Source organism: Chromohalobacter israelensis DSM 3043 (genome assembly GCF_000055785.1).
Taxonomy (GTDB): Bacteria; Pseudomonadota; Gammaproteobacteria; order Pseudomonadales; family Halomonadaceae; genus Chromohalobacter; species Chromohalobacter israelensis.
The window spans coordinates 60,367-80,329 of record NC_007963.1 but is presented as its reverse complement, the minus strand read 5'-3'; the positions used below and the strand labels follow the sequence as shown (position 1 = coordinate 80,329).

Here is a 19,963-nt window from a genome sequence, read left to right as displayed (position 1 = left end):
TCGCAACAACCACAATCAGGAGGCGACGATGAACCAAATGAAGAAGACCCTCTCCCTGGGCCAAGTCGTACTGTTCGGCCTGGCGTACATGACGCCCATCATCGTGCTGGGCACCTTCGGCGTGCTCGCCGTCACCACGGAAGGCGCCGTCTCGGGGGCCTACCTGGCGGCGCTGATCGCCATGCTGTTCACCGCGCACAGCTATGGAAGAATGGCCAGCGCCTACCCGGTGGCCGGCTCCGCCTATGCCTACGTGCGCCACGCCATCGACGACCGCCTGGGCTTCATCGCCGGATGGGCGATCCTGCTCGATTACCTGTTCCTGCCCATGGTGATCTGGCTGATCGGTGCCGCTTACCTGCATTCGGCGTTTCCCGCCGTGCCCACGCCATTGTGGCTGCTGGCGTTCATTGCCGTTACCACGGTGATCAACATCCTCGGCCTCCGGCTCGCCAGCGTGGTCAACAGCGTGATGATGCTGGTGCAGATCCTGGTCCTGGTCGCTTTCGTGGGGTTGAGCATGCACTACGTGCTGGGCGACCCCACGCAGCCCTTCTGGAGCCTGACGCCGTTCCTGGGCGCTGACTCGGCCGCGACCCTGCCGGTATTGATGGCCGGCGCCGCCGTGGCCTGTTACTCCTTTCTAGGCTTCGATGCCGTCACCACGTTGACCGAGGAAACCAAGGACCCGCAACGCACCCTGCCGCGCGCCATCCTGTTGATCACCTTGATCGGCGGCTTGATCTTCGTGGTGGTGTCGTATTTCGTGCAGCTCGCCGCGCCGGGGCATGATTTCGCCAACCCCGACGCCGCCGCCTACGAGATCGCCCGCAACATCGGCGGCGACATCTTCGTCTCGATCTTCTTGATCGGGCTGGTGGTCGGCCAGTTCGCTTCCGGCATCGCCGCCCAGGCCAGCGGCGCGCGCCTGCTCTACGCCATGGGTCGCGACGACGTCCTGCCGAAGCGCTGGCTGGGCAAGTTGAGCCGCTTCGGCACGCCGCTGGGCGGCCTGCTGCTCAGCGGCGTGGTCGCGCTACTGGCGCTGACCATGGATGTGCTCTCGGCGGCATCCTTCATCAACTTCGGCGCCTTCCTGGCCTTCGCCCTGGTCAATCTCTCGGTGATCTTTCACTACTACCTGAAGGAACGCCGGCGCGGCGGTATGGAAACGCTGTGGTTCCTGATCTGCCCGCTGATCGGCCTGGGCGCGATCCTGTGGCTGATGCTGAGCCTGGATCACCTGGCGATCATGCTGGGCGGGGCATGGCTGGCCTGCGGTCTGGCATGGCTGATCTGGCTGACGCGCGGCTTCAGCCGGCCCACGCCGGAACTGCACATGGATGGTTGATGCGCACGCCACCGATCGCGCATGACATCACGACCGGCTCCTGGCCGGTCGTGGTGCGTCACGGCATGCGTTGCAGGAAGGTGTCGTCGGCGAAGAAGCTTTCCAGGATCAACTGCGCGGCGATGCCGTCCACGCCATCGTCACGATAGTTGCCGCGGTGCCCGGCGTCGCGGGCGATGCGCTTGGCGGCACGCGTGGAGCCGCGTTCGTCGAACACCTCCACCGGCTTGCCGAAGCGCCCGTGCAGGCGATTGCCGAACTTGCGCGCCCGCCGACTCATGTCCGACTCGGTGCCGTCCATGTTGAGCGGCAGCCCCACCACCAGCAGGTCCGGCTGCCACTCCTCGAGCAGCGCCGCGATCTGCTGCCAGTCGGGGATGCCGTCACGCGCGGGCAACGGCGCCAACGCCGTGGCGCTGCCCAGCATTTCGTTACCCACCGCCACGCCGATGCGCCGCGTCCCGAAGTCGAACGCCAGCACCAGCCGTTGTCCGGCCTCGGCCATCAGGAATGCCCCGCCTCGCGGCTCATCAGGTTCAGGTCGATGCCGAGTATCCCCGCCGCCGCGCTCAGGCGCTGCTCCGCGTGGACCTCGAACAGAATCGAGGCATCGCCTTCCACGGTCAGCCAGGTGTTCTGCTTGAGTTCGTCCTCGAGCTGACCGGCCTGCCAGGCGGCGCAGCCAAGGCAGACGATGAAGTCTTCCGGCCCCTGGCCGTTGGCGATCGCCTTGAGCATGTCCATGGAAGTGGTCAGCGCGATGTCGTCGGCAACCTGCAGGCTGGAGTCCCAGGGCAGGCTCGAGCCGCGATGCAGGATGAAGCCGCGATCCTTGTGGACAGGCCCGCCGTAGTGGACCGGCATCTCGCGACACGGACACTCGGCGGCATCCAGTTCCAGCTGCTCGAGCAGCGCATCGAGCGTCAGCTCCATGGGCCGATTGACGATCACGCCCATGGTGCCGTTTTCATCGTGATCGCAGAGATAGGTCAGCGTCCCCTTGAAATTGGGGTCGTCGAGATGCGGCATCGCCAGCAAAAAATGGTGCTTCAAGCTTTGCATGAGCCTCCCAGGCGTCGAGGCGCGCCTCGCCTCTAGCGCACGCCGAAATTGGTGCCTTTCACGGCGATTGTATCACTCCCCGGCACGGGGCTCGCCATCATGCGACGGCGCGTCCCGCTCAAAAGCGCCGGGCGATGGCCTCCATCAATTGACCACCGATATCCGTGCCGCGCTGCGCGTCGATTTCGCGCACGCAAGTGGGACTGGTGACATTGATCTCGGTGATGTAATCGCCGATCACGTCGAGCCCCACGAAGATCAGTCCCTTCTCGAGAATCGCCGGCTTGACCTGCTCGATCAGCCAATGGTCGCGGTCGGTGAGTTCGCGAGCCTCGCCACGGCCGCCGGCCGCCAGGTTGCCACGCGTCTCGCCGGCGCTGGGAATGCGCGCCAGCCCATAGGGCACCGGCTCGCCGTCGATCAGCAGGATGCGCGTGTCGCCGGCCTGGATCTCGGGCAGATAGCGTTGCGCCATGATCTGGCGCGTGCCGCGCTCGGTGAGCTGCTCGATGACCGAGCCCAGGTTCCGGCCTTCCGGCGTGATGTGGAAGATACCGCTGCCGCCCATGCCATCCAGCGGCTTGAGGATCACGTCGCCGTGCCGGGCGTGGAAGTCGCGCAGCACGCCGTCGTGACAGGACACCACGGAGGGCGGAATGCACTGCGGGAACTGCTGTGCGAAGAGTTTCTCGTTGCTGGTCAACAGCGCCTGCGTCGGGTTGACCACCAGCACGCCCTCGCGCTCGGCGAAGCCCAGCAAATGCACGGCATTGAGGAAATGGCCGTCCACCGGCGGGTCCTGGCGCATCAGGATCACGTCGAGCTCCGCCAGCGGCGCGGCCCGCGATACGTCGAGCCGGTACCAGGCCTCGGGGTCGCGATAGGCTTCCAGCGCGCGCATGCGACCCATGGCGCGTCCGCCTTCCAGGTACAGGTCTTCGGGCTCGAGGTAATACAGCGACCAGCCGCGCTCCTGGGCGGCCCACAGCATGGCCAGGGTGGTGTCTTTCTTGTAGGCGATATCGGCGATGGGGTCCATCACCACGCCGAGCTTCAAGGCGCGCTCGCTCATGATCGGTCTTCCGGGTAAGGAATGGATGCGCGCAGTATGCCGCAGCCGTCAACGGAAGACCAAGACGCCGGCGACGCCTCAGTCGGACGAAGCGTCGTCGATCGCCTCGCGCGTCAGGCGGATGCCTTCCGCCTCGATGGTGATCAGCCGTTTCTTGTAGAGCCGACCCACGGCCTGCTTGAAGGCGCTCTTGCTCACGCCCACCCGCGCCTTGATCTCGGCGGCGGGGGTCTTGTCGCCCAGCGCCACGAAGCCGCCGTGACAGCGCAGCAGTGCCAGCACCTTGTCGCCGACCACATCGAGCCCCGCCTCGCCGGGCGGCAGCATGGCAAGGTCGAGACGCCCATCCTCGCGTACGCGCTTGATGTACCCCGTCAGCCGCTGACCGCGCCGCGGCGGATGGACGATGTCATCCGCGTACAGGAGCCCCCAATAGCGGTGATCGACCACCGCCTTGAAGCCCAGGTCGGTACGCTCGGCGACCACCAGCGCCACCTGATCGCCGGCCTTGAGGTCCGTGGCCTCATCGGCCAGGAATCGATCGAGCCGCATGGACGCCACCGGCCGTCCCTGGGCGTCTTCGTACAGCATCACCAGCACGCGCTTGCCCACCTCCGGCCGGAAGCGCTGCTCGGCGAACGGCAGCAACACGTCCTTCGGCTGGCCCCAGTCGAGAAAGGCCCCGGTGGTATTGACCGCCACCACCTTGAGATACGCCACCTCACCGATACGTGCCAGGGGTGGGCGCGTCGAACTCGACGCACGCCGGCCGGGAGCGGAGGAACGCGGGGCGGGATCTGGGGAACGGGACATGATGGCGGCCACTGACGAGAGATATGTCCTCATTATGACGCCGCCCGGCAACGCGAGCAAAGGCCATGGCGGGGGGGTTGGCGTATAAATCGGCGACTGATGACTAGGATAAGATTTATCGCATAGAAGAAGGCGAACTTTACAGCATGAGGGCTGCCTTTCGGCGTTCATGGCCCTGCCCAGAAATGTTACAGATTACTCAGACAAAGAAATTATTTTTACAATACAGCAATCTAGCTTTACAAAAACCATCCTTATTAATGAACTGCGAAAAAACCGGTACTCTCCCTCACACTTAACTTATTACGCAAACTTTGACGCTTCGTCACAAAGCCGCTATCCCTAATAGAAAATAGTCTTATGCCACGTAAAAAACTTCTTACGTAAGTAACACGAAGAGGTAAAGAAAATGGCTATTTCCGCTAAAGTGGCTGCCCTCCAAGAAGACCTAGCTAAATCACCCGCAGTAGCGGTCGATAATGGCACCCTCTCCGTCTCCGAATCACGCCACATCCTGCTAAGCCTTTCCCCGCAAGATGTGGCGTCACTGTCCCGTGACGGGAACGACCTCTTGGTTCGGACCACGGACGGTCAAGTCATCCGTATCGAAGGCTTTTATGGCACGGACGAAGCCACCACTAGCCAACTTTACCTCACCGGTGACGATCAGGAACTGATATGGGCGGATTTTGGCCCCTCCACCAGTGACGGCATCGTCGTGGCGGATTACCTACCTCAAGGAGAGTTCGGCATATTCGAGTCTGCGGCCGTTGCCAGCGAAGGTACTAGTGGCGCCTCTGTCACTCCATTAGGCTGGGCCGCCATCGGGGGTGGCGCACTGGCAGCCGGCGCACTTGCGGGAGGTAGTGGTGGCGGACGCGATGATGATGACGATGACGGCGCGGCCCCCCCCGATGACGGAGGCGGTGAGACCGACAACACCCCCCCGGACGCGCCGACGATCGATCCCTCCAACGGTAAAACCATCAGCGGTGAAGCCGAACCGGGCAGCACCCTGACGCTTTACGCCAACGGCGAGGCGATCGGGACCACCACGGCCAACGGGCAAGGTGAATGGACATTCACCACCGATGACCTCGACGATGGCGATTACACTTTCACCGCCACCGCCACGGACTCCGCCGGCAATGTGTCCGGCGTGAGTGATGGCTATGCGCTGACAGTCGACACTTCGGCACCGGGGTCACCGACCCTCGATCCCAGCGATGGCAGCATACTGATCGGCACCGCCGAACCCGGCAGCGCGATCACGTTGACTGACGGAGACGGTAACGCCATTGGCCAGACCACGACGGACGCTAACGGCAACTGGTCGTTCCAACCGGACGCACCTTTGGTCGATGGCACCGAGGTCAACGCCACCGCGACCGACGCCGCGGGCAATGTCAGCGAACCCGGCACCCTCACCGTCGACGGCGACCTGAACGACACTACGCCCCCCGCCACGCCTACCATCACGATGGGCAGTGACGATACCGCGCCGCAGACGGGCGATCTCGACAGCGGCGACAGCACCAACGACACGACACCGACCCTCTCGGGCCAAGCCGAAGCGCGCAGCATCGTCACGATCTATTCCGGCGAGACCGAACTCGGCACGACCATCGCCAATGCGGCGGGAGAGTGGTCGTTCACGCCAGAGGCACTCGACGACGGCGACTACGACTTCACTGTCACAGCCACCGGTAGCACCGGCAATGTGTCGGACGCCAGTGACCCATTCACCCTGACCGTCGATACCCAGCCTCCCCTGGCTCCCGAGGTCAATCCGACGAATGGAGAAATCCTCACCGGGAGCGCCGAACCGAGCAGCAGCGTCACGCTCACGGATGAGCAGGGTGGCACCATCACCACCGTCGAGACGGATCGCAACGGCAACTGGTCCTATGCACCTGACACACCGCTGGAGGATGAAAGCACCTTCACCGCCGTCGCCAGGGACGCTGCCGGCAATACCAGCGAACCGGGAAATGCCACCGTCGACGCCGACCTGGAAGATAACCTGCCACCCTCCGATCCAGTCATCATCACCTCGATCGACGCGACGGAGCCGGTAACCGGAAACATCGATAACGGCGGTACTACCAACGACTCCAATCCCACGCTCCAGGGCACCGCCGAAGCCACCAACATGGTGCAGGTGTGGGCGGACAAAGCCATGCTCGGCGAGACCCAGGCCGATAACTTCGGCAACTGGAGTTTCAGGATCAGTGCTCGGCTGCTGGATGGCACGACGACATTCCGTGCGACCTCTACCGATCCCGAGGGCCAGATTTCTGCGCCCAGCAATACCTACGCGCTCAATGTCGACACGACACCACCGGACGAGCCGACAGCAACCGTCGCCGAGGATGGCACTGCCGTCACCGGCACCGCCGAACCCGGCTCGACCGTCACCGTCACCGACGCCGATGGCAATGACATCGGCTCGGTCACTGCCGATCCCGGTGACGGCAGCTACAGCGTGCTGCTCGACCCCGCCCTGACCAATGGCGAAAGCGTCACGGCGACGGCCACCGATGCCGCCGACAACGAGAGCGATCCAGCCAGCGCCACCGCGCCCGATCTGACCGCGCCAGATGCGCCGACCGCGATACTCGCCAACGATACCGGCCTTAACGACGGTGACGGCATCACCAGTGACGCCATCGTCAACGTCGGTGGGATCGAAGACGGTGCCACCTGGGAATACTCCATCGACGGTGGCGATAGCTGGATCACCGGCACCGGCAACAGTTTCGAACTGCCGGAAGGCGATTACGACAATGGCGTGGTGCAGGTTCGCCAGACCGATGCCGCCGGCAACACCAGCGATCTCGTTACGCTTGGCCCTGTTGCCGTGGACCAGACCGCCCCTGTCGTCAACGTCGATGACCTGGATGCGCCGATCAACGACCCCAGCCCCGCGCTCAGCGGCGCTGTCAGCGACCCGGATGCAACCGTGACCGTCACGGTCAACGGCGATGACTATACTGCTGCCAATAACGGCGACGGCACCTGGACGCTGGCCGAGGGTACGGTCACGCTCAACGAAGGCGACAACAGCATCAGCGCTGTCGCTACCGATGCCGCCGGCAACACCTCCGAACCGGTCAACGAGACGATCGAGCTCGACACCACCGCTCCTGGGGGCGTGGACGACGACGGCAATAGCGTCGTCTTTGGCGACGACGTCTACAATGCCGACGAAGCCACCAGTGCCACCCTGACCGGCACGGTCGAAGATGGCGCGACCCTTGTCTCGTTGACGATTATCAGCGATGGCGGAGGCGATCCGCTCACCATTGCCGGAGAGAGCATCACCCTCAACGCTGATGGCACGTTTAGCTATACCGCCGATCTGACCGGTCTGCCCGATGGCAATCTGACCGCCACGCTGTCGATCGCCGACGATGCTGGCAACACCGGTACGCTCACCGATACCGCCATCCTCGACACTATCGTCGATGCGGCACCGCTTGCCACCCTGACCAGCAATGATGGCGATGGCCTGGTCAGTGCCGACGAAGCCGGCACGGCCAGCTACACGGTCAGCGGCCTGGATGACGATGCCACGGCGGTCGCCACCTTTACCGACATCAATGGCGATACCGCCACGGCCAATGTCGCAGCGGATGGAACAATCAGCGTCGACCTCTCTGGCCTGGCCGACGGCGAGATCACCAGCTCGCTGGCGATCACCGATACCGCCGGCAACACAGCCACTGTCGATGGGGAGTCGGTCACTCTCGACACCATTGCCGATACGGCGCCGCTGGCCACCCTGACCAGCAATGATGACGATGGCCTGATCAGCGCCGATGAAGCCGGCATGACCAGCTATACCGTCAGTGGTCTCGACCCTGATGCCACCGCCGTGGCCACCTTCACCGACGTCAACGGCGACAGCGTCACCGCGACGATCGATACCGACGGCGACTACGCCGTCGACCTCTCCGGTCTGGCCGATGGCGAGATCACCAGCTCGCTGGCGATCACCGACGGGGCCGGCAACACGGCAACGGTAACTGGCGATAGCGTGACGCTGGATACCACCGCCGACGCCGCCCCGCTGGCCACCCTGACCAGCAATGATGGCGATGGCCTGGTCAATGTCGACGAGGCCGGTACGGCCAGCTATACCGTCAGCGGACTGGATGACGACGCTACCGCCGTGGCGACCTTCATCGACGTCAACGGCGATACCGCCACGGCCAATGTCGCAGCGGATGGAACAATCAGCGTCGATCTCTCTGGCCTGGCCGACGGCGAGATCACCAGCTCGCTGGTGATAACCGACGGGGCCGGCAATACGGCAACGGTAACCGGCAATAGCGTGACGCTGGATACCACCGCCGACGCCGCCCCGCTGGCCACCCTGACCAGCAACGATGGCGACGGCCTGGTCAATGCCGACGAAGCTGGCACGACCAGCTACACGGTCAGCGGCCTGGATGACGATGCCACGGCGGTCGCCACCTTTACCGACATCAATGGCGATACCGCCACGGCCAATGTCGCAGCGGATGGAACAATCAGCGTCGACCTCTCTGGCCTGGCCGACGGCGAGATCACTAGTTCGCTGACGATCACCGATACCGCCGGCAACACCGCAACGGTGACCGGCGACAGCGTCACACTGGATACCCTGGCGCCCGCGACGCCGGTGATCAATTTCAGCAATGCCACCACCATTAGCGGAACCGGTGATCCCGGCAGCAATGTGACGGTTACCGACAGCCAGGGCAATATCATCGGGGAGCCCGCGACCGTCGATGAAAATGGTAACTGGAGCGTCACCGCCGATGACGCACTGGATGACGGTTCCGAGATTAATGCGGTAGCCACCGATGCAGCCGGTAACGAGAGCGACCCCGCACTCGCCTTCGTCGACACGGATGGTAACGGCAATAATGCAATCGCTTTCGCCGAAGGCGGCGACGGCTTTATCGATGCCGACGAATCCACAGCCACGACCCTGGTCGGCCAGATCGAAGACGGTACTACGATCGATTCCGTCACTATCACCAGCTCGGGCGGTGGCGAAGACGTGGTGCTGGATGGGGCCACCATTACGGTTACCAATGGAACTTTTACTATCGACGGTGTCGACCTCTCCGGTCTCGAAGACGGTACGCTGACCGCAACTCTTGCCACCACCGATAACAACGGTAATGCGGGGACCGCTACCGATACCACCATCCTCGACACCATTGCCGATGCGGCGCCGCTTGCCACCCTGACCAGCAACGATGGCGATGGCCTGGTCAATGCCGACGAAGCCGGCACGACCAGCTATACCGTTAGTGGTCTCGACCCTGATGCCACCGCCGTGGCTTCGTTCACCGATGGCATCACCACAGTAACCGCCGATGTCGCAGCGGATGGAACGATCAGCGTAGATCTTTCCAGTCTGGCCGATGGAGAAATCACCAGCTCGCTGGCGATCACCGATGGGGCCGGCAATACCGCCACTATCGATGGGGAGTCGGTCACTCTCGATACCACCGCCGATGCAGCGCCGTTGGCTACCCTGACCAGCAACGATGACGATGGCCTGATCAGCGCCGATGAAGCCGGCACGACCAGCTACACGGTCAGCGGCCTGGATGACGGTGCCACCGCCGTGGCGACCTTCACCGACGTCAATGGCGATACCGCCACCGCGACGATCGATGCCAACGGTGACTACACCGTCGACCTCTCCGGCCTGGCCGATGGCGAGATCACCAGCTCGCTGACGATCACCGACGAGGCCGGCAACACCGCCACTATCGATGGGGAGTCGGTCACGCTCGACACCACCGCCGACGCTGCACCGACAGCGGCACTGACCAGCAATGATGACGATGGCCTGGTCAATGCCGACGAAGCTGGCACGACCAGCTACACGGTCAGCGGCCTGGATGACGATGCCACGGCGGTCGCCACCTTTACCGACATCAATGGCGATACCGTCACCGCGACGATCGATGCCGATGGTACGTTCACCGTCGACCTCTCCGGGCTGGCCGATGGCGAAGTCACCAGCTCGCTGGCGATCACCGACGGGGCCGGCAACACGGCAACGGTAACTGGCGATAGCGTGACGCTGGATACCACCGCCGATGCGGCGCCGCTGGCCAGCCTGGCCAGCAATGATGACGATGGCCTGGTCAACGCCGACGAGGCCGGCACGACCAGCTATACCGTCAGCGGCCTCGACCCCGACGCCACCGCCGTGGCGACCTTTACTGACGTCAACGGCGATACCGCCACGGCCAATGTCGCTGCCGATGGTACGTTCACCGTCGACCTCTCCGGTCTGGCCGATGGCGAGATCACCAGCTCGCTAGCGATTACCGACGGGGCCGGCAACACCGCCACTATCGATGGGGAGTCGGTCACTCTCGATACCACTGCCGACGCCGCACCGACAGCGGCACTGACCAGCAATGATGACGATGGCCTGGTCAATGCCGACGAAGCTGGCACGACCAGCTACACGGTCAGCGGCCTGGATGACGATGCCACCGCCGTGGCGACCTTTACCGACGGCACCACCACGGTCACCGCCGACGTGGCGGCCGATGGCACGTTCACGGTCGACCTCTCCGGGCTCGCCGATGGCGAAATCACCAGCTCGCTGGCAATTACCGACGGGGCCGGCAACACCGCGTCGGTAACCGGCGATAGCGTGACGCTGGATGTCACCGCGCCAAGTGACGGCGATGGCATCAACAGCGTGACCTTCGTCGACGATGACGGCATCTACAATGCGGCCGATGCCGATGGCGTCACCATCACCGGTCAGGTCGAGGACGGTGCATCGATCAGTACGCTGACCATCACCAGCGCCAATGGCGGCGAGCCCGTGGTGGTCGAAGGCATCGACATTGATGTCATCGATGGATCGTTCTCCTACGTCGCCGACCTATCCGGTCTGGCAGACGGAGAACTGACCGCGACCCTCACGGTCACCGATGCCGCCGGCAACGATGGTACGGTCTCCGACACTGCAACGCTGGATACCACCGCCGATGCCGCGCCGCTGGCAACACTGACCAGCAATGATGACGATGGTCTGGTCAGCACCGACGAAGCCGGCACGGCCAGCTACACCGTCAGCGGCCTGGATGACGACGCCACGGCGGTCGCCACCTTCACCGACGTCAATGGCGATACCGCCACAGCCGATGTCGCTGCCGATGGCACGTTCACGGTCGATCTCTCCGGGCTCGCCGATGGCGAGATCACCAGCTCGCTGGAGATCACCGACACGGCTGGCAATACCGCTACGGTCGACGGTGACAGCGTCACGCTGGATCAGACCGCGCCAGCCGTTGACGACGCCGCGGCCAATATCAGCGAAGCAGGCCTGGATGGAGCGGCCACTGTCACGGTCTCCGGTACCATGACGATCGACGACAGCGGCAGTGGGGTCGAATCCATTACTGTCGGCGGCCCGGCGGGCATCACCGCCAGAGGTGAAACCGTCGACTGGAGCGGCAGCTTCAGCGACGGGGTCTACACCCTCGACGGGACGGCGAATGGCACGACCGTGGCCACGCTGACCGTCAGCACCACCGGGGCTTACACCTACACCCAGTCGCAGGCGCTCGATCATCCGTTGGCTGGCGCCGATATCCTGGCGCTGGGTTTCGATGTCACCGCCAGCGATCAACTAGGTAATGAGACCAGCGGCAAACTGACCGTCAACCTGGCCGACGATGTCCCCGTCGCCGCGCAGCCGGCATTCTTCGAGATCGATACCGACTCCACGACGGCATCGGGCAGCTTCGTCGAGAGCTACGGTGTCGATGGCGGCTACGTCTCCGAACTCACCATCGACGGCTACACCTTCAGCTACGATTCGGAAACCGACAGCATCTCCGCGACCGGCAATTCCGAACTGGTCGTGCCGTTCGAGGATGGCGACTATGACAGCGCTTCCGGGGAGCTGACGGTCCAGACCCTCAAGGGCGAGACCTTGACTGTCAATCTGCAGGACGGCAGCTATGACTACGACGCGTCTGGCGCCAACCTGCTCGATCCGGAGCCGGAAGCGGCGCCAGTGGTCGCACTGGGCGACGATAACAGTCTGCTGGGCCTGATCGGTGCGGAAGCGCTCGGCCTGGTCGACTTCAGCGATGAGCAGGCCTTCGCCGCCACCGATGCCAATAATAATATTTTGGAAGTCATGATTTCATTGAGCTTAGATACAATGACAGTAAATGTTGGAGGAGGATTTAGATACTCGTCATTGCTGGCACAGGAACTTGGACTCGATGTCAGTGTTGATGATTTCCCCACCTCTGGAGTAGGCGGGAGCGCTTCCATAACAGTCAGCACTACCAATGAAAATGGGATAAGCAACCAACAACTCAACGAGCTCTTAGGCACTATCTATATCAACTCCGGCATTAATCTCGGAGTCGGACAAATACTCTCCATTACGGCTGAGGATACGGAAGGCAATACCACCGAGACCTCCAGCAGCGACGTTCTAAGCCTGGGACTGCTGCAGAGCAACGTCCCCGACTACCTGATCCAGGGCACGAGCGCCGCCGAGACGCTGGACGGCACCGCCGATAACGACCGCCTCTACGGCTACGGCGGCAACGATACGCTCAACGGCGGCGAGGGTAACGACCTCCTCCGCGGTGGTGCCGGCAATGACACACTCAACGGCGGTACCGGCAACGACATCCTGATCGGGGGAACCGGCGACGACACCCTGGCCGGCGGCAGCGGCAATGATGTCTTCCGCTGGGAACAGGGCCATCAGGGCACCATTGGCACCCCCGCCAACGACACCATCACCGACTTCAACAGCGCCCGGGTCTCCGGCGGTGGCGATCTCCTCGACCTCGGCAACCTGCTGCAGGGCGAAGGCAAGATCGGCAGGAGCGCCGGCAATCTGACCAACTACCTGCACTTCGCGCTGGTCGGTACCGCCACGCTGGTCTACATCAGCTCCACCGGAGGGTTCCAGGGCATCACCGAAGCCTCCGCCAAGGAGGCGGCTGCTGATCAGATCATCACGCTGCAGGACGTCGATCTGGTCAGCGACGGCGGAAGTGATCTCCAGATCATCAAGACGCTGCTGACCAACGGTAACCTGATCGTCGAGGACGCCTCGGCCGATACCGACCTCTCGGGCAACGTCTCCACCGGTGTCGATGCCGTGATCTCCGACAACGATGGCGATACCGCCGGCACCAGCGCCGAGTTCGACAGCACCGGCCAGACACCGCCGACACCCGATCCCGACAACGTCGCTCCCGTCGTTCAGGCCAACTCCTCCTCGCTGCTCGGCATTGCCGGGGTGGACTTGCTGGGCCTGATCGATTTCGGTGACCAGGACCTCTTCGCCGCGGACGCGGATGGCAACCTGCAGTCGGTGACGGTGGCCTACCAGCCCCTGCTCAGCCTCAACCTGACCGCGCTGGAGTTCACCGCCTCCCAAAAGATGGCCGACGAACTGGGGCTGAACCTGGCCTTCGACAGCGATCCCGGGCTGCTCGGCCTGGTCGCACCCTCCGCCAGCGTCACCATCACCGCCGCGGATGGCGGCACGATCGACAACCTGGCGATCAACGAACTGCTGGCCACCGTGGCGTTCGCCGACACCGACGGCCTGCTGGAGCTCGACGCCGACCTCCAGCTCTCGCTGCTCAACTCGACGATCATTACCGCCACGGACAGCGACGGCCGAACCGCCACGGACTCGCTGGGTGAGCTGGCCAACCTGGACGCCTTGAGTACGCTGTTGGGCAACAACGACAACATCGTCGAGGGCACCAGCGCCAACGAGACGCTCGACGGCGGCACCGGCAGCCAGCGCCTCTACGGCTATGAGGGCAATGACACCCTCAACGGCGGTGACGGCAACGATCTGCTGCGCGGCGGCGCGGGAGACGACACCCTCAATGGTGGCGCCGGCAACGATCTGCTGATCGACGGCAACGGTGCCGACACCTTCAATGCGGGCGCCGGAGACGACCTGATCGTGACCAGCGGTAACGGTTTCACCTCGATCGATGGTAGCGACGGGTTCGACACCCTGCTGCTCGACGGAGGCATCGACCTCGACATGGTCAACGGCGGCCTCGGCCTCGTCACCAATATCGAGCGGCTGGACCTGGGCAGTGGCGATGACGCCAGCAGGGCAACGCTGAGTGCCGAAGACGTCGATGCCATGACCGATGACGACAACGTGCTGCAGATCACCGGCGACCAACAGGACACGCTCAATCTCCAGGGGGCGACTTCCGACGGCGCCGTCACGCTGGGCGGTACCGCCTATGACCAATACACCTTCGGAGACGCCACCATTCAGGTCGAGCAGGGCACCGTCCAGGTCGAGACCTGAACGATGGCCGGACGCCGCCGCGCCCTGCGGGCCGCGGCGTCAGCTACCCCCAATCGACAAGGCTGGCGACGCGACATCGCCAGCCAAAGAATATCGCAGGCAGAAGGAAAAACGATCATCGAGGACTTATCCCAACACGCAGAAAGGTGGACGCTACGCAAGCTGGCAATCGTCGTCTGTCTGGCGCCGACCCTGGCGAAGGGCCAGGAAGCCGACTGGTGGAACGCCGTCGATCATGAGGCCAACGGCCGCGGGGCTTCCAAGGCCGCCCCGAGGATCAGCACGACGCTGCCGGCCGAACCCTGGTCGCCATCGACGACATCGACGAATAGGCCCGCCGGCAGCGGAAGTCGGACTCGATCCGCATCGCTCTCCGGGCCGCTGTCGCTCGAGGGTGCCGTGCGTCGGGGGCTGGCAATCAACCCGGCGGTTCGTGCGGCGATCGCCGATGCCGACGCCGCCGGTACCGAGGTGGATATCGCCGAATGGGGCTACTTCCCCACCGTCGACCTCTCGGCGGGCCCGGAAGAGTTCCCCTTCAGCGAGTTCGGCTACGACGCCTCGGCCCGCCAGATGCTCTACGACTGGGGCCGCGTCGACAGCCAGGTTGCCAGCGCTAGTGCCTCGGCGCGAGAGGCTAGGCGGGCGCTCGGCGTGGCCGAAGAGGAGGCCGCCCTCGATATCGCCGAGGCCTACCTGGACATCCTGGCCGCCAGGCGTCGGCTGGAGTTGACCCAGGATTACGTCGATGAGCTCGAGGCGCTGCGCAGCCTGACCCAGGACCGAGGCAGCAACGGCTATACCGATAGCAGTGAACAGGGGCGCGTGGCGCTGGATCTGGCCCAGGCCCGCGGCGAACTGGCCACGGAACGCGGTTCGCTGAACGATGCCCGCCAGCAGTTCCGGGTGCTGGTCGGGGTCTCGCCGGACGCGCTGGATGCGCCCGATCCGGCGACCCTCACCGATCGCCTGGATGACGCGAGACTGGAACAGTGGATCGTGGCGGCGCCGGCCTATCGGCAGGCCGTGGCAACCGCCGAACAGGCGCAGGCCGAACTGGACGAGACCCAGGCGTCGTTGAAGCCGCAGCTCAACATCGAAGGCTCGCTGGAGCGACGCCAGATCGGCGGCGAGCTGCAGAACGACTCGGTGATCGGGCTCCGCCTGCGCATGGATACGCTGCAGGGGCTGGCCAACTTCCAGCGTCCGGACGCCGCCCGGCAAAGGCTCGAGGCGGCCCGCTATCGCGTCGACGACCAGCGCCGCAAAATCCGCCGCAGCGTGCTGACCCTGATCGAGAACGCCGAGGTCTACCGCCAGCGCCAGCAGGCGCTGTCCGACCAAGTCGAGGAGGCCCAGTCCGTGGGAGATCTCTACGACGACCAGTTCTCCGTGGGGCTGCGCGACGTCAACGACCTGTTGACGATTCGGCAGGAAGCGTTCTCGGCCCGTCGCCAGTTGATCGACCTGGAGAGCCAGCAGAAGCGCATCCAGTATCGCGCCGCCTCGCAACTGGGGCTGATCAACCCGTTGATCACAGGCCGCCTGGGAGGTGACGCTCCATGAGCCTTTCCGCCTCCGAACGTTTCACGGACCCGGTCGACGAGAGCAACGACCCGCTGCGGGAGGGCATGGTGCTGCTATGCCGTCGCCTCGACCGCCCCACCTCCCTGTCGGAGCTCGGCGACGGGCTGCCGTTGGAGCAAGGACGGCTACCGCTGAGAGAAGTCTCCCGCGCCCTGCGCCGGGCCGGGGTCAGCGCCCGCGTGAGCCGACGTTCGCTGAAGGATATCTCGCCGCGATTGCTGCCGGCGCTGCTGATTCTCGACAACGGCGATACGGCGCTGCTGGAGTCGCTGGATGCCGGGGAAGCCCGCATCGCCCTCCCCGAAGCCGACGGCGGCGAGGAGACGCTGACGCCGGAAGCGCTGGACGCCCTCTACAGCGGCACGGCGATCTTCGCCCGGCCGGCCGCTCGCAGCGACGACCGCGCCGGCAACTTCGCCCAGGCGGCCCCCAAGCACTGGCTGAAGGAGCCGCTTAGAGCCTGCTGGCCCGCCTACGCCGAAGTCGGCGTCGCCGCCCTGGCCGCCAACGTCCTGGCGATCTCCACCGCGCTGTTCGCGATGCAGGTCTACGACCGGGTCGTTCCCAACGCCGCCTTCGATACGCTGTGGGTGCTGGCCAGCGGCGTGGCGCTGGCCGTGCTGCTGGAGTTCCTGCTCAAGGGGCTCAGGGCGCATCTGCTCGAGGTGATCGGCAAGCGTCTGGATCTCGAACTCTCGTCGAAACTCTTCGAACAGGCGGTCCGCCTGCGTCTCAACGCCAAGCCCGCCTCCACCGGCGCCTTCACCAGCCAAGTGCGCGAGTTCGAATCGGTCCGCGAATTCTTCACCTCCGCCACCGCCGGCGCCATCAGCGACCTGCCCTTCGTGGCGCTGTTCGTGTTGATCATCGCCTGGATCGGCGGCCCGGTGGCGTGGGTGCCGGTGGCCGCCATCGCCGGCATGATCCTCCCCGGGCTGCTGCTGCAGCGCCATCTGGCCAGACTGGCGCGCGAGAACCTGCGCGAGGGTGCGGTCAAGAACGGCGTGCTGCTGGAGTCGCTGGATCAGCTCGAGACCGTCAAGGCGACGCGGGCCGAGGGCAGAAACCTGGCGCTGTGGGAGTCGCTGTCGGCGCAGCTCTCCAACGCCTCGATCCGGCTGAGGGCGGTCACCAGCATGCTGACCCATTCGGCCTCGTTGCTGCAGCAGCTGGGGTATGTCGGCATCGTCATCGTCGGCGTCTATCGCATCAGTGCCGGCGACATGACCATCGGTGCGCTGATCGCCTGCTCCATCCTCGGCTCGCGGGCCATCGCTCCGATGGGCCAGACCAGCGCCCTGCTCGCCCGTTGGCAGCACGTCAAGGCGGCGGTCGAAGGGTTGGACGAACTAATGCAGGCTCCCAACGAAAGCGGGGCTGGCCAGAAAGTCCGCAAGCCCCGGCTCCACGGCGACTATCGCCTGGAAGAGGTCGTGGTCCGCCATTACGAAGAGGGGCCGGCCGCGCTGAAGATCGACGAACTGACGATCGAGGCGGGCTCACGGATCGCGCTGCTGGGCGGCAATGGCGCCGGGAAATCGACGCTGCTGCGGCTGCTTTCGGGCTTCGTCGAGCCGACCGCCGGCCGGGTGATGCTAGACGACATCAATATCACCCAGATCGAATCCGCCGACCGGCGTCGGGCGATCGGCTATCTCCCCCAGGATATCGCGCTGTTCTACGGCACCCTGCGGGACAACCTGACCCTGGATGGCGCGGCCTACGAGGACGAGGAGATCTTCCAGGCGCTGGACAGCGTCGGCCTGGGCCGCTTCGTGCGCAGTCATCCCCAAGGGCTGGAGCTGCCAATCGCCTCCAGCGGCAGCGTCTCCGGCGGGCAGCGTCAGGCCATAGGTCTCGCCCGGCTGGTGCTGCAGGACCCCCGCATCGTACTGCTGGACGAGCCCACGGCCGCCTTCGACCAGAACAACGAGAAGCGCGCCGTGGCATTCCTCAAACGGTGGATGGAGGGCCGCACGCTGATCGTGTCGACCCACAAGAAGCCGCTGCTGGAGCTGACCGGTCGCGCCATCGTGCTGCGCGACGGCAAGCTGGCGATGCAGGGCGACCTCGATCAGGTCGTGCAGGGCAATCGGGGCGCTTCCGGCAGCCCGACCCCGCGGGAGGGACGTTAGATGGCCACGACACTCAGCGACCAGCAGTTGCAGCGGCAGCTTGGCGACCCACGGGCCAACCTGCGCCATCCACTTGCCCGCCCCGTGGTATGGGCCGTCCTGGTCTGCCTGCTCAGTTTCATCGGCTGGTCCGCCTGGGCGCACATCGCCGTGGTGACCCACGGCGAGGGCCGCGTGATCCCGGTCAGTCGCATCCAGTCGATCCAGAGTCTGGAAGGCGGCATCATCGATGAGCTCGAGGTGCGCGAAGGCGACATCGTCGACAAGGGCCAGTTGCTGGTCAAGCTCAGCGGCACCCGCTTCCGCAGCGCCTATCAGGAGACGGAAAATCAGGTCCAGGCGCTGAAAGCCGCCATTGCCAGGCTGCAGGCCGAAGTACTCGAGGCGGATAGCATCGACTTCCCCGCGGATGTCGATGCCCAGAGCTCGCTGGCCCGGTCCGAGCGCGAACTGTTCCACGCCCGCAGGGAGAAGCTGCGCGAGGCCACCGGCTCCCTGGATCACGAGATCCAGATGGCCAGCCGGCGGCTGAACCTGATCCAGCCGCTGGTCGAGCGCAAGGCCGTCAGCCAGATGGAGTCGCTGCAGCTACAGCAGGATATCGCCTCGCTGCGTGGCAAGCGCGCCGAGATCCAGAACAGCTACGTGCAGGATGCCTACACCGAACTGACGGACAAGAAGGGGGAGCTGTCGTCGCTGGAGCAGGTCCTGGTGCAGCGCCAGGACCAGTACCAGCGCACCGAACTGAACTCGCCGGTGCATGGCCGGGTCAACGCGATCAACTACACCACCCGGGGTGGCGTGGTGCCCCCGGGCGAGACCATCATGGAAGTGATCCCGCTGGAGGACCAGCTGCTGCTCGAGGCCAAGATCAAGCCGCAGGACGTCGCCTTCCTGGCGCCCGGGATGCCGGCCAGCGTCAAGATCACCGCCTACGATTACACGATCTACGGCGATCTCGAAGGGACGGTCGAGCAGATCAGCGCCGATACCATAGAAGAGGAGACGCCCCGGGGCACGGAGTCCTACTACAAGGTCTACATCCGCACCGAAAGCGGCTCGTTGACGCACAATGGCAAGGACCTGCCGATCATTCCCGGCATGATCGCCCAGGTCGATATCCAGACCGGCGAGCGCAGCGTGCTGGACTACCTGCTCAAGCCGCTGCTCAAGGCAAACCTCTATTGAGGGCATTGTCATCGAGTCCTATCGCGAGTTCCTGCATCAGGCCATGTACCCAGCAGCACATGGCGCACGGTCTCGAGAGACTCATCAAGACACCCGATACCGAGCACCGCGCTCATTTCCGTGAATGATTATTGACCGCTGTACATGATCAAAGCGCACTGAACGGCTCTGTGCTCGACACCTACCTCGACTTCCTCAGCGGACCCATTGGGCAACCCAGTCTCTTTCAACACCAGGTTCGCCACTACGACCCTAAACACACGTTGAAAATTGCAGACCGACTACCCGAGCTCGGTAACCTGCCGGTCAAGCTCATCTGGGGAGCGGATGACGCCTGGCAAAGCGTGGATTATGCCACCGCCTGAATGCAGATATCCCGGGCTCTGAACTCACCGTGCTGG

At 64.4% G+C, this 19,963-nt stretch carries 9 protein-coding genes; 5 read left to right on the top strand and 4 right to left on the bottom strand.

Annotation, left to right across the window (positions count from 1 at the left end; genetic code table 11):
• Positions 1-28 precede the first annotated feature (28 nt).
• Positions 29-1,351, top strand: a complete 1,323-nt coding sequence (locus tag CSAL_RS00315) for an APC family permease (protein ID WP_011505370.1) — start codon at positions 29-31, stop codon at positions 1,349-1,351.
• A 58-nt stretch (positions 1,352-1,409) separates the two neighbouring features.
• On the opposite strand, the gene ruvX is transcribed toward CSAL_RS00315, so the two are convergent.
• The 4 genes from ruvX to CSAL_RS00295 all read right to left on the bottom strand — a co-directional run bounded on the left by ruvX (position 1,410) and on the right by CSAL_RS00295 (position 4,298).
• A complete protein-coding gene (gene ruvX, locus CSAL_RS00310) occupies positions 1,410-1,856 on the bottom strand; it encodes a Holliday junction resolvase RuvX (RefSeq protein WP_011505369.1) in 447 nt (148 codons plus the stop codon).
• The gene (locus tag CSAL_RS00305; RefSeq protein WP_011505368.1) at positions 1,856-2,413 is read right to left on the bottom strand and encodes a YqgE/AlgH family protein; all 558 of its coding nucleotides are present in this window, start codon (positions 2,411-2,413) and stop codon (positions 1,856-1,858) included. Before CSAL_RS00305 ends, ruvX begins: the two co-directional genes overlap by 1 nt.
• A 118-nt stretch (positions 2,414-2,531) precedes the next feature.
• A complete protein-coding gene (gene gshB, locus CSAL_RS00300; RefSeq protein WP_011505367.1) occupies positions 2,532-3,485 on the bottom strand; it encodes a glutathione synthase in 954 nt (317 codons plus the stop codon).
• Positions 3,486-3,563: 78 nt separating this feature from the next.
• Positions 3,564-4,298: a CvfB family protein gene (locus CSAL_RS00295; RefSeq protein WP_043557815.1), complete on the bottom strand. Its 735-nt coding sequence runs from the start codon at positions 4,296-4,298 to the stop codon at positions 3,564-3,566.
• A 409-nt stretch (positions 4,299-4,707) separates the two neighbouring features.
• On the opposite strand from CSAL_RS00295, the gene CSAL_RS00290 reads away from it, so the two are divergent.
• From CSAL_RS00290 to CSAL_RS00270, 4 genes are read left to right on the top strand one after another with little or no spacing between them, the layout of a single operon-like run.
• Positions 4,708-14,652 carry an Ig-like domain-containing protein gene (locus CSAL_RS00290; RefSeq protein WP_011505365.1) on the top strand — a complete coding sequence of 3,315 codons (9,945 nt, stop codon included), beginning with the start codon at positions 4,708-4,710 and terminating at the stop codon, positions 14,650-14,652.
• Positions 14,653-14,655: 3 nt separating this feature from the next.
• A complete protein-coding gene (locus tag CSAL_RS00280; RefSeq protein WP_011505364.1) occupies positions 14,656-16,218 on the top strand; it encodes a TolC family protein in 1,563 nt (520 codons plus the stop codon).
• Positions 16,215-18,374 carry a type I secretion system permease/ATPase gene (locus CSAL_RS00275; RefSeq protein WP_011505363.1) on the top strand — a complete coding sequence of 720 codons (2,160 nt, stop codon included), beginning with the start codon at positions 16,215-16,217 and terminating at the stop codon, positions 18,372-18,374. The genes CSAL_RS00280 and CSAL_RS00275 overlap by 4 nt, the downstream gene beginning before the upstream one ends.
• Positions 18,375-19,562, top strand: a complete 1,188-nt coding sequence (locus tag CSAL_RS00270) for an HlyD family type I secretion periplasmic adaptor subunit (RefSeq protein WP_011505362.1) — start codon at positions 18,375-18,377, stop codon at positions 19,560-19,562.
• Positions 19,563-19,963: the final 401 nt, after the last annotated feature.